Origin of the sequence: Legionella sp. PATHC039 (assembly GCF_026191275.1) — a bacterium.
Taxonomy (GTDB): Bacteria; Pseudomonadota; Gammaproteobacteria; order Legionellales; family Legionellaceae; genus Legionella; species Legionella pneumophila.
The window spans coordinates 204,166-217,352 of the sequence record NZ_JAPHOP010000001.1 but is presented as its reverse complement, the minus strand read 5'-3'; the positions used below and the strand labels follow the sequence as shown (position 1 = coordinate 217,352).

The following is a 13,187-nucleotide window of genomic DNA, read 5'->3' as shown; positions in this document are numbered from 1 at the left end:
AACAATAACTGAGATTAAATTGTCATTTATGGAATGCTGCTATACTATTTTTTATAAATCAAACACCTACAGGATGCAAGGTATGAAAAAAACAAATGAAAAACCTATCAATAAAAAAAACGAAATACCTGCATCCCCAAAAAAAGAAATTCTAAGTCCATTAGAACAAACACCTGCTCCAGAACAATCCGACCCTATTTTCAGATTCATTGATAAATTATACCAAGCCAACTTAGGAAAGTTAACTGCCGGTATAAGTCCTGCTGCGCTAGGTACAGCCTATTACTCCTGGTTTGCTCAATTGCTACAGTCACCTGGCTCCATGCTACGACTGGCTTATTATCCGCTGTTGCATGCCAACGATTATCTTTCCAACCTTTTCAAGTATGACAAGCCGAGAGATGGCAAGGACGTACGTTTTCATACAGAAAACTGGAGTTATTATCCCTGGCGGCTTTGGGCTGAGCAATTTCTCCAATTTGAAGATTGGTGTTTACAAGCCTCAAGCAAAGTTCCAGGTATACCACTTCATGTCAAAAGAACAGTAACCTTTTCCACCAGACAGATTCTTGACGCCTTATCACCTTCCAATTTTGTTTTGACTAATCCTGATTTGCTTCAGGAAACAATTCGCTCGAATGGGCAAAATTTAATTCGCGGAACAGAGCTTGCCTTTAAGGATTTTGTAGAAAAGATAACAGGCTCACCTCCTGCGGGAGTCGAGAATTTTATCCCGGGGAAACAAGTTGCTGTAACAAAGGGGAAAGTCGTTTATAGCAATCATTTAATTGAATTAATCCAGTACACACCCCAAACAGAAAAGGTATACAAAGAACCGATCTTGATTTTACCTGCCTGGATCATGAAATATTATATCCTTGATCTGCTGCCGGAAAATTCTTTAGTAAACTGGCTAGTTAGACAGGGACACACCGTATTTATCGTATCCTGGCGCAATCCAACGAAAGAAGATAGAAATCTTGGACTGGATGATTATTATAAACTAGGCGCTATGGATGCTATAGATGCAGTGAGCAATGCCATTCCACATACCAAAATCCATTTAATGGGTTATTGTCTTGGGGGCACACTGGCTTTGCTGGCTGCAGCCGCTATGGCCCACGATCACGATAACCGACTTAAAACATTGTCTCTTCTCGCCGCTCAAGGCGATTTTATTGATGCCGGAGAACTACTGCTCTTTATAACCAAAAGTGAAGTATCCTTTTTAAAAAGTATGATGTGGGAACAAGGATACCTGGACACAAAACAAATGTCTGGAACTTTTCAAATGCTCCGTTCGTACGATTTGATTTGGTCTAAAATGGTACAGGATTACATGCACGGAACTCAAAGAGGGATGATCCCTTTACTGGCATGGAATGCTGACGCAACTCGTATGCCATACAAAATGCATAGTGAATACCTGGAAAAACTATTTCTTAATAATGATTTTGCCGAAGGACGATTTATTCTGGATGGAAAACCTGTCGTAGGTGAAAATATTCGTATACCTGCTTTTGTCGTAAGTACAGAAAAAGATCACGTGGCTCCGTGGAAATCAGTATATAAAACCCATTTGTTAATCAATTCTGATATTACTTTTGTATTGACTAATGGAGGTCATAACGCTGGAATAGTCAGTGAACCAGGGCATCAAGGACGTTATTACCGTATTCGGGAAAGAAAAATGGATGCAACTTATCTTGACCCAACAACCTGGTTAAAAAGAGCTGAATTACGAGAAGGGTCCTGGTGGATTGCCTGGCATGATTGGTTAGTTAATCAATCATCTAAAAAATTGATGTCTGCACCCAAGCTGGACAAAAAATTAACTAATGCGCCTGGAAAATATGTATTACAAAAATAAAGGAATTAGTAATGAATAATGAATTTCTTGAAAATGTCACCTATGAAGAACTGACTTTAGGACGCAAGGCCAGCTTAAATCGTACATTAACTCAGGATGATATTAATTTATTTGCCGCTATGTCTGGAGACATTAATCCCTCTCATGTCGATCCTCAATTTGCTAAAAGCGATGTATTTCATGGCGTAGTCGGACACGGTATGTGGTCCGGGGCTCTAATTTCCACTCTACTGGGTACCGTCCTTCCCGGACCTGGAACTATCTATCTTGAACAAGATATTCAATTTATAACTCCTGTTCGCATTGGGGATAATCTTACAATTACTATTGTTGTTCGTGACAAACATCCAGGTAAATCCATTGTTTATTTCGACTGTCTGGGTGTGAATCAAAAAGGAGAAACAGTAATTAAAGGCCTTGCTAAAGTCATTGCTCCAACTAAAAAAATGAAGGTACCCCGAACTGTTTTGCCTCTGGTGCAAATCCATCACAATGATCACTTTAATAAAATAATTGAGGCCTGTAGTAATTTATCCCCTATCAAAACTGCAGTTGTTCATCCAGTCACTCCTAATGTCCTGGAAGCAGTTTATGATTCAGTGAAAGCTGGTTTAATCACTCCTGTATTAATAGGCCCTATGACAAAAATCAAATGTGCTGCAAGTGAGGCTAAAATTGATTTATCCAATTGGGAAATGATTGACGCAGAACACAGTGATGCCGCTGCTTTTAAAGCAGTTGAACTAGCAGCATCAGGGAAAGTAGATTCTATCATGAAAGGGGCCCTGCATACTGATGAGCTGATGTCTGCAGTGGTACCCGCCACTTCTGGGCTAAGAACCAAATACCGTATAAGTCATGCCTATGTTATGGATGTTCCAACTTACCATAAACCTTTAATCATTACCGACGCAGCCATTAATATAGCTCCTAACGCAGCAGATAAAGCCGATATATGTCAAAATGCAATCAACCTCTGGCGTATTTTATATGGAGAAGAAACAAAACCCAAAGTAGCTATCCTTGCAGCCGTTGAGATGGTGAATCCCAAGATGCAAGCAACAGTTGATGCAGCCATACTATGTAAAATGGCAGACCGAGGTCAAATAATTGATGGCTTACTGGATGGTCCCCTCGCCTTTGATAACGCCATCAATAAACAAGCTAGTAAGGAAAAAAACATTATCTCTTCCGTAGCCGGCGACGCCGACATTTTGCTGGTACCTGACATTGAATCGGGAAATATGCTTGCCAAACAACTCACTTTTCTTGGACATGCTGATGCAGCAGGAATAGTTCTCGGCGCAAGAGTCCCTATCATTCTGGCCAGCAGAGCTGATTCGTTAAGAACACGCTTACTCTCTTGTGCAGTAGCAACTAAGATATCAGCGGCCCGTAAAGCAGGCAAAATAAAATGAGACATTCCGCACTTTTAATTATCAACTCAGGTTCCTCCAGTGTTAAATTTCAAGTGTTCTCCAATACAGAAAAACTCGATCTCCTCGCCAAAGGCAAGATTATTAATATTGGAGGAAAACCCTCTTTTATTGCAGTTAACGAAGCGTCGGAGCAGCAGAGTACTCTAATCACTCTGGAAAAGGAAATGACACATGAGCAAGCGATTCATATTATTCTCGATTGGATTAGCCAACAGCAGCAAAACTGGGAAATTAATGCTGTTGCCCATCGTGTTGTTCATGGCGGAGAATACTTCACTCAGAGTGTTCTAGTTACCCCGCAAATAATTAATCAATTGGAAACGCTGAATTCCCTTGCTCCCATACACCAGCCTCACAATTTAGCCGCCATAAAAATTATTAACCAGATTAAACCGGAATTACCACAGATAGCATGCTTTGATACCGCATTTCACGCTCAACATAGCCCATTATTCACTACCTGTGCTTTACCAGAATATTTAAGGCAACAAGGGATTCGACGTTATGGATTTCATGGCCTCTCCTATGAATGGATTTCTCTCGTTCTCCAAAAAGACTATCCTGATTTAGCAAACAGTCGGATTATTATGGCCCATTTAGGCAACGGCGCCAGCTTGTGCGCTATAAATAGGGGAATCAGTATAGACACCACCATGAGTTTGACAGCGCTGGATGGTTTACCAATGGGAACTCGTTGTGGCAGTTTGGATCCTGGGGCTGTTATTTACATGATAAGAGAATTGAATCTTCCACCAGATAAGGTAGAGGAAATACTTTATAACGAATCCGGCTTGCTTGGTTTATCAGGAAAAACCAATAATATGCTGGAATTACAATCCAGCGCTGATAAAAACGCTCAATTTGCTTTGGAGTATTTTTGCCTGAAAACAGCTCAATTTATTGGAATGATGACCATTTCGCTAGGTGGAGTAGATGGTATTGTATTCACAGGAGGAATAGGGGAAAATTCAGAACCGATTAGAGCAAATATCCTCAAGAGGATAGAGTGCTTACACCCTTTTTCTGTTATCGTTATTCCTGCGAATGAAGAAAAAATGATGGCTATGCATACCTTAACAGCCCTCAGGACTTAAAGGCGTATTTTTTACTGGCATAGATAATGAGTATAAAAAATGGATAAAGACTACTATAAAATCATGGGAGTCAGTCAGGATGCTTCTGAAAAAGACATCAAAATGGCTTACCGAAAATTAGCCCGCAAATATCACCCCGATATTAGTAAAGAACCAGATGCTGAAGAACAATTTAAAGAAATGGCAGAAGCCTATGAAGTACTGAAAGACCCTAAAAAAAGATCCGAATATGATCAATATCTGAAATACAAGGAATTCAATCCCCAAAGCGATGGATTTACCGGGCGAAGAACTCAAGAACAACCCTTTCAGGAATTTCATTTTGACAGCGATTTTTTTGAAACCTTGTTTGGACATTCGCGCTATCAACAGCAACAGATGACTGGTCAAAACTATCATGGCAAAATCACTATCAGTCTAGAGGAAGCTTACCATGGAGCTGTTAAAAACTTACAAGTTCCTGTTGAACAAGGTACAGAGACTAAAATACAGACCCTGAAAGTTAAAATCCCTGCAGGGGTTAAATCAGGACAACAAATTCGCTTGGCAGGACAAGGAGGCAGTGGAAGCGGAGGGGGGGCTCGCGGCGACCTCTATCTAACAGTCGAGGTGATGAAACACCCCATATTTGATATCATGGAGAATGATATTTATCTCACATTACCTATCACACCGTGGGAGGCTGCTTTAGGAGCTACGGTTGTTATACCAACCCTGGCAGGAAAAATCGATTTAAAAATCCCTCCGGGCTCACAAGGCGGGCAAAAACTCAGAATTAAAAATCGCGGATTACCAGGTTCACCCCCTGGTAATCAATATGTTCTATTAAAAATTATTACCCCCCCTGCTCAAACTGAAGAAGCAAAAGCTTTATATAAAAAAATGGCGGAGGTAATGCCTTACAACCCTCGTAAGACTATGGGAGTATAAGCATGAGCAAAGAGAATCTTTTAATAGGCATGCTTATCGAAGAAACCACAACGATTTCTTTTATTGAAGTATGCCAAAGGTATCATATTCCTGAAGAATTATTCATTGAAATGATCGAACAAGGTTTGTTTCCAGATCAACCATCTGATCCCGAAAAAATTGCATTAGGCCAAAAAGAATTGCGTCGCCTTCAATCCGCCTTTCGATTACATAGAGATTTAGGCATTAACCTGCCTGGAGTCGCTTTAGCTCTTGATTTACTGGAAAAAATTGATCAAATGCATCATGAGCTTGAAATTTTACGCAAGCATTTTTAGGCATCAGAATCTTTAGGATTATAATTAGGTATCTCTTTAGGGCGATAACCTTTAATCGTTCTAAAAAACTCGATAATGTACTGAAAATCCTTTTTAATATCTCCTGTGGTCCAAAAAGGTTCATGGATACGGATTTCTTTAGTGGAATAATCAGGCCCCACCATCACTATAGGAATACCTGCTTGCCGAGCAATATGATAAAACCCCTCTTTCCATCTGATCACCGGACTTCGGGTACCTTCGGGAGCCAGGCCCAGCTTTAATTCATCACGTTGGCGAAACAACTCTACAACTTTATCAACCCGGTTCCCCTTTTTAGAACGATCAACAGGAGTACCTCCAACTGCGCGCAAAAAATAGCTCAAAGGGAAAAAAAATAACTGATGTTTCGCTAAAAAATTGATTTTAACCCCGACAACAAAACGGGCACACAGGCAAATGACAAAATCCCAATTGCTGGTATGCGGAGCAACAATCACAATATATTTTTTTTCATTCGGTAATTCACCAACTATCTTCCACCCGATTAATTTAAAAATAAAACGACATATTTTTTGCATGACAAAAATCCATTTTTGTTTTAACCAAAGTATACTTGATTTTGATATCTATTTAGAAGAAATTGTTATTTCACATGATCAAGGTACAATATCCCTTTTTTCGAAACCACTTACTCTATGCTCTATCATGATCCATTGATTTCAGAACACACCATGAAATGGGTGCGGACATTCATTATCAATTACACGATTTGCCCTTTTGCAAAAGGCCCCGTAAACAAAGGCACTTTAAGAATACTTACTTCAGATACCCTCAAAAAACACCAGGCACTTAAAGATTTAATCACTGAAATTCAATTTCTGGAAGCAAACCCTGCTGTTGAAACGACTCTGCTTATTTTTGCTCGAGCATTTAAAGACTTTTTTTCTTATCTGGATTTCATAAGCCTTGCTGAACAATTAATTCAAAACTTAAATTATGAAGGGATATACCAACTCGCTACTTTCCACCCGGATTATTATTTTGCTGATAGTTCTCCAGATGATGTTGCCAACTACACTAATCGTTCCCCTTATCCGATGATCCATTTATTAAGGGAAGACAGCCTGGACAAAGCAATCGCTGCCTATGGTGACACCCATATTATACCAGAAAAAAATATAGCGACTATGAATGAGCTTGGTTTAGAAAAAATGAAACAGTTATTGGCTTCCATTTCTATACCCTAGTATGCAACAGGACTTCTGAAAAAGACCTTGCTTTATAATTCATTCTTATAAATGACCCCATCTTTCATAATCAATTTAAGGTTTTCATCCGGGCGGAGCAGAACATTTAAATTGACTAAAGGATTACCATCTACCACTAACAGATCAGCATAAGCTCCTTCGCTTATGACGCCAAGTTTCCCCTTTTGCATTAATAATTCCGCATTGACTACGGTAGCTGAGCGAATGATATTGGCTGCTGAATCAAGCTCCTTGCGCATTTCAAGTTCTCTTAACTGATCTCTCTGTGCCTCAGGACCCCACAAATCCGTACCAAAAGCAATAGGAATCTTATATTTTAAGGCATATTCATAAACCTTTTTGCCTTTTTCAATAGTATTTTTCAAATTGGCTACAATAGCTTCAGACAACCGGTTTTGTTCAGCACTTTCAATTCTTTGCACCAATGAAATAAATGTCGGATCGTAAAACACACCACTTTCCGACATTAATTCTACAGTTGGTTCGCTTACAAAATTAGCATGTTCAATGGAACGTACACCTGATTTAATACATTTTCTTACTGATTCATCACTATAAGCATGAGCCATAACATAAGTATTTCTTGCTCGCGCCTCTTCAACAATAGTCGATAACTCCTCCTCGGAATATTCATACAGTGTTGGATTGCTAAGGGAAGGAAAAACAACCCCGCCTGAAGCAAATACTTTTAATTGTGTTGCTCCTTTCCTTAACTCTTCTCGAGCAGCCTTTCTCACTTCATCAACTCCATCTGCAATAACCGACATCGTTGAGAAAGGGCTAATATGCCCGCAAGGATCAAACTGTTCATTTGGTTTTCTAAAATCAGCTCCTCCTCCTGTTTGCGTTAATGCCCTCCCGGAATAAAATAATCGAGGCCCTGGAATACTCTTATTATCGAGTAATTGTGCTATTCTAAAATCAGCGCCTCCAGCTTCTCGTAAAGTCGTAAAACCATAAAACAAACTGTTTTTAAGATAAGTAGCCGCAGCTAAAAATATCTCTGCTTCAGAGTAGAGGATATTTTTGGGACTTAAAGTCAATCCGGTAATATGAGCATGGGCATCGATTAAACCGGGCATTAATGTCTTCTCTTTGACATCAATAATGTGCATTCCTTCGAGAAGTTGAAGTGGTGTTTGCGACACTTTGCAAATCAAATTATTTTGTACCAGAACATCAAAATTTTTTTGAAGTTTAGTAGACGCTCCCAAAATGACGTTGGCATTTTTAAAAAGAATTGAGTTCATTTTAATCTCGAATTCATTAATCTAACTTACTCTATTTATAGTCTATTTTGGCAACTCCGACTCGCTCTCATTTTCCTTTACCCTGCTTTTTCAAAAGTATTTAATTTAACAGTGCCCTATAGAAAATTAATAAAACCCAAGTCCACATTATTGAAATAATGTACTAATATTTATCATATAGAACTTATTATAAGGTGCATCATGAACACACAAGATCCAGCACTTTCGATCTCAAATCCACGGTTATTGTCAGCAATCTATTTTGGCTTGTTATCGGTCGTTGGCACGATACTGATCAATGCATTCCTCACTTCGATTGGAATTGAAGAAATTATTCCGGTCTATCAATCGGTCATTCTTGGCATGGTTGTAGCTTCCTGCACCGGGGCCATTTTTGGGGAAGCCATCGTTCACTGTAAAAAACCATATAAAAGAAAAACTTTTTGGCTAGGATTCAGTATGGTCATAGCCTCACTACCTGTCTTTGATCTCGGCCTTGTCTTCTTGATGTCAGAAGCAAATGCCAAACTGTTTGAAGTAACCACTCTAAGCAGCATGGTTTTGTTCTATCTAGTTGTTTTGGCCTATAGTTATGTGCTTTTTGGTATTTTGCTGGCTGTTGCATCCGGGCTAGCTGCTATGTATTTAAGAGGGCAATTAGTATACGATATCCTGCATACCCAAACCCGACGTCAACAAAAACATAAGCATGCATTGGCAAAAAGTAAATCAGAAGAACATGCCCATAAAGTTCACCGATGAACTTAAGTCAGATGAGCTTTATAATCTATTGTCTCAAGGAGCAGTCGCTATTACTCCTAACAATAGATTAAGCGCGGCCATCCTTCAGAATTGCTTCACTTGTTGCTCCAGAAAAACAATTACCAAGCCAATATGCTTGCCTTTTAATACATTTCTGGTTAACTCTTTTGAACAACTCAAATTCCAAAAACCAGACCTGGAACATCCCATACTTTTAAACTCAGCACAATGCCAACATTTATGGCGAAAACTGATTAAATCTTATCCTTCTATCATTTACACGGAAGGCTTGCTTAAAACAATAATACAAGCATGGGAATACTGTGAGCAATGGCAACTTACACCTGAAGCACCTGCTTTTCACTACACGCCGCAAACACAACAATTTCAACAATGGTGGCAATCTTTTAATAAAATACTTAAAGAAATTTCTGCCATCCACCAGCATCAATTAATTCCCTACTTGCTTGATTCCAATTATCAAGGGCTTGTAAAAACCGTTGTCTGGATGTGCTTTGACGACTTTAATCCACAGCAGTTATCCCTGCAAAATTATTTGAACGCGCAGGGGGTAATTCAATATGGTTATGATTTAAAAGAAAACCAGGAGACTCCCGAGGTTTTCTCAGCTAAAGACAAAAAAACAGAATACCAGGAATTGATGACCTGGTTGGAGAAGAAAATTCAACAAGGAAAAAAGCAAATCGGAGTTGTTGTGCCTAATCTTGAACAAGAATCATCAGTTTTGCAACGAATTTTACGCGACTGCTTTGAACCCAATTTATTTAATATTTCTTTAGGCAAACCATTAAGCGCATTTCACTTGATCTCTCATGCCCTCATTTGGCTGAGTCTTGATCACAATCTCTTAAATAATCATCAAGCAGCTTTACTGCTCCAATCACCCTACCTTGGCAAGGCAAAAGATGAGTTTCTTCAAAGATCAGATTACTTACAAGAAAGCAAGTTGTTGCAAGACCAGTCTTTCCCCACAAAATTATTTATCGAGGACATTGCCTACCACACACCTAAACTGGCTGAATTGTTAAAAAACATGAATTTTTATCCGGAAAAAACTACCCTGGATGAGTGGATTGAGTTATTTCAGGAGAGGTTAAATGGCATTGGTTTTCCTGGAGATTATGTTTTGAACTCAGAGGATTATCAATGCTTTAATCGCTTTACAATGATTTTTGACGAATTCAGACAATTAAGTCTGATAAGCAGCCACTTGACTAAAAAAGAGGCATTTGAAACGCTAAAACAACTCATAGACAACACTATTTTTCAACCACAAAAAAGCAATTCACCAATTCAAATTTTGGGATTGTTAGAGGCATCAGGTTGCGAGTTTGACAGCCTTTGGGTAATGGGATTGACTGATCGATGTTTACCTCAACAAACACGTTTATCGCCCTTTATCCCATTTGAATTACAGCGAGAACTGGGCATGCCTCACAGTATCCCGGCTAGAGAGCTCCAATATGCCAAGCAAATTTTGCAAAGACTGCAACGAGGCAGCGTGGAAACCGTTTTTAGTTATCCACAATTTGACGATGACACGCCTAATTTACCCTGCTCATTGATTACTCATTATCCTGCCTACCTCAGCCGGCCTGCTGACAATAAAACAAATGTTCAAAGTTGTTTGGTTCCTCTTGAAGAAAACTATAAAGTACCTGTAAAACCTGATGAATCAATTTCTGGTGGAACCAGCTTACTAAGCAATCAGGCCAAATGCCCTTTTAAAGCATTAGCACAACACCGACTTAAGGCAAACCCTGTTCTAAAAACTACAGATGGAATGGATGACAAGGAAAAAGGTCAATTAATCCATAAAATCCTGGAGTTGCTCTGGCAAAGATTGGAAAATCAGGAACACTTAATTAAATTAAAACCCGCTGAACTTGAACGATTCATTGATCAAGCAATTCAAGGCGCTTTAAATCCGATTAGGCAACGACACTCCCAAGCTTTTCCTGACTTGGTTGCCAATGTTGAATACATCAGATTAAAACGAATTATCTTGTCTTATCTGGAATGGGAAAAGCAACGCCCTCCTTTTAAAATCACAGGCCTGGAAGAAAATCATTCGATCAATTTGGCTGGGCTCGATTTTAAAGTAAGAGTGGACAGACTGGATGAAGTAGGTAACAAACAATGGGTCATTGATTACAAAAGCACTCTCCCTGGCGGCAAACCATGGAATGAAGAAAGACCAATGGAACCTCAATTGCTACTTTATGCGTTGCTTAACGAACAAATTAATACTTTGTTACTGATTCAATTAAAAACCGGAAAAATCAAGCTCAGTGGTTTTAGCGAAGAAAAATGGGAAACCAAAGCGATTAATACTTTGAAAGAGGATGAAAATTGGGAAGACTATCGACAACGCTGGCTAGAACAATTAACTCATTTAGCTGAAGAAATTAAGTCTGGCTATTGTCCGCCACGCCCTCAAAATCTGACTATTTGCCAACGCTGTGATTTTCAGAACTTATGTCGCTTCCAGGCTAAACAATAAACCAATTTTAATTTATCGGGACTACTTATGCATCATTTAATTCTTGGTTATGGCTATTGCGGTTATTACCTGGCCCAAGAGCTTCTTAGGCATCATCAACAGGTAACCGTAGTATCACGACAATTAAAAAAGGAATTGGAACTTTCAAAACTACAGCATATAAGCCATGATCTCGCATACCCATTTCATTGGAGCGAGCCCGACTCCATTATCTACTATCTAATTCCCCCGCCCTCTCAAGGTACCTGCGATACTTTCTTACAAAAGTTTTTAAATCAAAGTTCAATAAATGCAAAGAAAATTATTTACTTTGGTTCAAGTGGAGTCTATGGAAACCATCAAGGAGCCTGGATTGACGAATTATCAGCTTGTATTATTGACTCCCCACGTCAACAAAGACGATTGGATGCAGAACAACAATGGCTGGCCTATTGTCAGCAACACAATAAAGAGCTTTCCTTATTGCGTATTGCAGGCATCTACGGACCGAACAGAATCCCAGTCGATGCAGCCAAATCGAAAATTCCAATAATAAAACCGACTGAAGCCCCTTTTACCAATCATATTTTTGTCAAGGATTTGTCTTTCATAGCTTATTTGCTTGGCCAAAAGCAAACAACATCGGCTGTCTATAATGTTGCCGATGGCAACCCAACCCATATGGGCGAACTACAACAAACGGTAGCAAACGCATTAGGAATCGAATCAGCATCCTATGAGTCTTTTGAGCAAGCTTGGAAAAAAGCAAGCCCTATGAAAAGAGAATTCATGCGAGCGTCCAAACGACTGAAGATTGACATGTTAAAAACAGCATTAGGTGAAGATATTCAATTTACCAGTTTGTATGATGCAGTAAAACAGAGCTTATGATTTTCTGTTTTTGTAAAAAACTATTCTTGATAAGTTAAACTTTAATTTTCTTTAAAATATGGTATTATGCTGCCACATTGGTTATATATAATCCAATAATTCGTTATAAATCAATAGGATTTTAAATTTATAATTACAATTGAGGTAAACTATGCCTTCTTACAACAATGCCCGGCTCTTGGAAAAACGCTTGCAAAATTGTGATACACAATTAAATCAATTTTTTAATGGCCAAGAATTATCAATAAAGTTTCTCCAACAATTAAATCAAATCAAGTATTTTTATAATTCAGCTTTCAACAAGACCGAAAATGAAGACGATGGCCTCGATGTCGTTGAGGAGTACGAAAATTTCATTTCGTTGGTCTCACAGGTAAAATCTGGGCAAATTAATGCTGACAAAGCGTTTGAAACAATAAAAGATACGACAGAATCTATGCAGGCAGACGTTATTATTGCTAATTTCTTTAAAGTTTGTGAACTCATGTTCTGGGCTACTGCAGCGTTTTTTAGTTATGTAGCTTGTTTATCAGTAGGTATCCCCTTAACTTTTTGTGATCCTCTCTTGGGTATCGCAGTTTCCTTATCTACCTTTTTGATGACAATTAGCACAGCAAGCAAATTTTTAGACTGTTTCGATGAGTTCCAATCATTAGATAAGATTAACGAGCATGATCAAAATCAAAAGGATACCATACGGTTTTTCAGTAAACCGTCACACTCCACTTCATCGGTACGCAATAAAGAAGCTGAAGTAGAAGAAAGCTCTCAGAGATTATATCCGAATTTACAAACCATCTAAATTAATAAGCAATACCACATCAGACCAAAGATTATTTTGGTCTGATGTTTTGGTTTGCTTGAAAGAGCATAATCAAAAT

At 38.8% G+C, this 13,187-nt stretch carries 12 protein-coding genes; 10 read left to right on the top strand and 2 right to left on the bottom strand.

All coding sequences use genetic code 11. The features are described from left to right. Positions 1-82: 82 nt before the first annotated feature. From OQI99_RS01080 to OQI99_RS01060, 5 genes are read left to right on the top strand one after another with little or no spacing between them, the layout of a single operon-like run. Positions 83-1,870 (top strand): PHA/PHB synthase family protein, encoded by a 1,788-nt coding sequence (locus OQI99_RS01080; RefSeq protein ID WP_265731104.1) that lies wholly within the window; start codon positions 83-85, stop codon positions 1,868-1,870. Positions 1,871-1,881: 11 nt separating this feature from the next. Beyond that, positions 1,882-3,288, top strand: a complete 1,407-nt coding sequence (locus OQI99_RS01075; protein WP_265731103.1) for a bifunctional enoyl-CoA hydratase/phosphate acetyltransferase — start codon at positions 1,882-1,884, stop codon at positions 3,286-3,288. After that, on the top strand, positions 3,285-4,403 hold the full coding sequence (locus OQI99_RS01070) for an acetate/propionate family kinase (RefSeq protein WP_265731102.1): 1,119 nt from the start codon (positions 3,285-3,287) through the stop codon (positions 4,401-4,403). The genes OQI99_RS01075 and OQI99_RS01070 overlap by 4 nt, the downstream gene beginning before the upstream one ends. Positions 4,404-4,442: 39 nt before the next feature. Further along, positions 4,443-5,333 carry a DnaJ C-terminal domain-containing protein gene (locus OQI99_RS01065; protein WP_265731101.1) on the top strand — a complete coding sequence of 297 codons (891 nt, stop codon included), beginning with the start codon at positions 4,443-4,445 and terminating at the stop codon, positions 5,331-5,333. A gap of 2 nt (positions 5,334-5,335) precedes the next feature. Continuing rightward, positions 5,336-5,650, top strand: a complete 315-nt coding sequence (locus tag OQI99_RS01060; RefSeq protein ID WP_265731100.1) for a chaperone modulator CbpM — start codon at positions 5,336-5,338, stop codon at positions 5,648-5,650. Here the strand turns inward: OQI99_RS01060 and OQI99_RS01055 are convergent. Next, positions 5,647-6,210 (bottom strand): lysophospholipid acyltransferase family protein, encoded by a 564-nt coding sequence (locus OQI99_RS01055; protein WP_265731099.1) that lies wholly within the window; start codon positions 6,208-6,210, stop codon positions 5,647-5,649. The two genes, OQI99_RS01060 and OQI99_RS01055, sit on opposite strands and share 4 nt — an antisense overlap. Positions 6,211-6,327: 117 nt before the next feature. Here OQI99_RS01055 and OQI99_RS01050 point away from each other — a divergent pair, with 117 nt between their 5' ends. Further along, complete coding sequence (locus tag OQI99_RS01050; protein ID WP_265731098.1) at positions 6,328-6,879, top strand: DUF1415 domain-containing protein; 552 nt, start codon at positions 6,328-6,330, stop codon at positions 6,877-6,879. Between the two features lie 32 nt (positions 6,880-6,911). On the opposite strand, the gene OQI99_RS01045 is transcribed toward OQI99_RS01050, so the two are convergent. Continuing rightward, positions 6,912-8,150, bottom strand: coding sequence for a metal-dependent hydrolase family protein (locus tag OQI99_RS01045; RefSeq protein WP_265731097.1), 1,239 nt, complete (start codon positions 8,148-8,150; stop codon positions 6,912-6,914). 201 nt (positions 8,151-8,351) lie between these two features. Between OQI99_RS01045 and OQI99_RS01040 the strand changes: the two genes are divergently transcribed. From OQI99_RS01040 to OQI99_RS01025, 4 genes are all read left to right on the top strand, one after another. Further along, entirely contained in the window at positions 8,352-8,912 is a 561-nt protein-coding gene (locus OQI99_RS01040) for a hypothetical protein (protein ID WP_265731096.1), read from the top strand. Beyond that, positions 8,860-11,436: a PD-(D/E)XK nuclease family protein gene (locus tag OQI99_RS01035; protein WP_416209976.1), complete on the top strand. Its 2,577-nt coding sequence runs from the start codon at positions 8,860-8,862 to the stop codon at positions 11,434-11,436. Before OQI99_RS01040 ends, OQI99_RS01035 begins: the two co-directional genes overlap by 53 nt. 27 nt (positions 11,437-11,463) lie before the next feature. Next, on the top strand, positions 11,464-12,306 hold the full coding sequence (locus tag OQI99_RS01030) for an SDR family oxidoreductase (RefSeq protein WP_265731094.1): 843 nt from the start codon (positions 11,464-11,466) through the stop codon (positions 12,304-12,306). A 151-nt stretch (positions 12,307-12,457) separates the two neighbouring features. Beyond that, the gene (locus OQI99_RS01025; RefSeq protein WP_265731093.1) at positions 12,458-13,108 is read left to right on the top strand and encodes a lpg2271 family Dot/Icm T4SS effector; all 651 of its coding nucleotides are present in this window, start codon (positions 12,458-12,460) and stop codon (positions 13,106-13,108) included. Positions 13,109-13,187: the final 79 nt, after the last annotated feature.

What these genes read in the sequence shown, in the direction of transcription:
- OQI99_RS01035 (WP_416209976.1), top strand. Translation starts at nt 8,860, where the DNA reads ATGCATTGGCAAAAAGTAAATCAGAAGAACATGCCCATAAAGTTCACC.
- OQI99_RS01055 (WP_265731099.1), bottom strand. Translation starts at nt 6,210, where the DNA reads ATGCAAAAAATATGTCGTTTTATTTTTAAATTAATCGGGTGGAAGATA.
- OQI99_RS01045 (WP_265731097.1), bottom strand. Translation starts at nt 8,150, where the DNA reads ATGAACTCAATTCTTTTTAAAAATGCCAACGTCATTTTGGGAGCGTCT.
- OQI99_RS01025 (WP_265731093.1), top strand. Translation starts at nt 12,458, where the DNA reads ATGCCTTCTTACAACAATGCCCGGCTCTTGGAAAAACGCTTGCAAAAT.
- OQI99_RS01075 (WP_265731103.1), top strand. Translation starts at nt 1,882, where the DNA reads ATGAATAATGAATTTCTTGAAAATGTCACCTATGAAGAACTGACTTTA.
- OQI99_RS01040 (WP_265731096.1), top strand. Translation starts at nt 8,352, where the DNA reads ATGAACACACAAGATCCAGCACTTTCGATCTCAAATCCACGGTTATTG.
- OQI99_RS01065 (WP_265731101.1), top strand. Translation starts at nt 4,443, where the DNA reads ATGGATAAAGACTACTATAAAATCATGGGAGTCAGTCAGGATGCTTCT.
- OQI99_RS01080 (WP_265731104.1), top strand. Translation starts at nt 83, where the DNA reads ATGAAAAAAACAAATGAAAAACCTATCAATAAAAAAAACGAAATACCT.
- OQI99_RS01070 (WP_265731102.1), top strand. Translation starts at nt 3,285, where the DNA reads ATGAGACATTCCGCACTTTTAATTATCAACTCAGGTTCCTCCAGTGTT.
- OQI99_RS01060 (WP_265731100.1), top strand. Translation starts at nt 5,336, where the DNA reads ATGAGCAAAGAGAATCTTTTAATAGGCATGCTTATCGAAGAAACCACA.
- OQI99_RS01050 (WP_265731098.1), top strand. Translation starts at nt 6,328, where the DNA reads ATGCTCTATCATGATCCATTGATTTCAGAACACACCATGAAATGGGTG.
- OQI99_RS01030 (WP_265731094.1), top strand. Translation starts at nt 11,464, where the DNA reads ATGCATCATTTAATTCTTGGTTATGGCTATTGCGGTTATTACCTGGCC.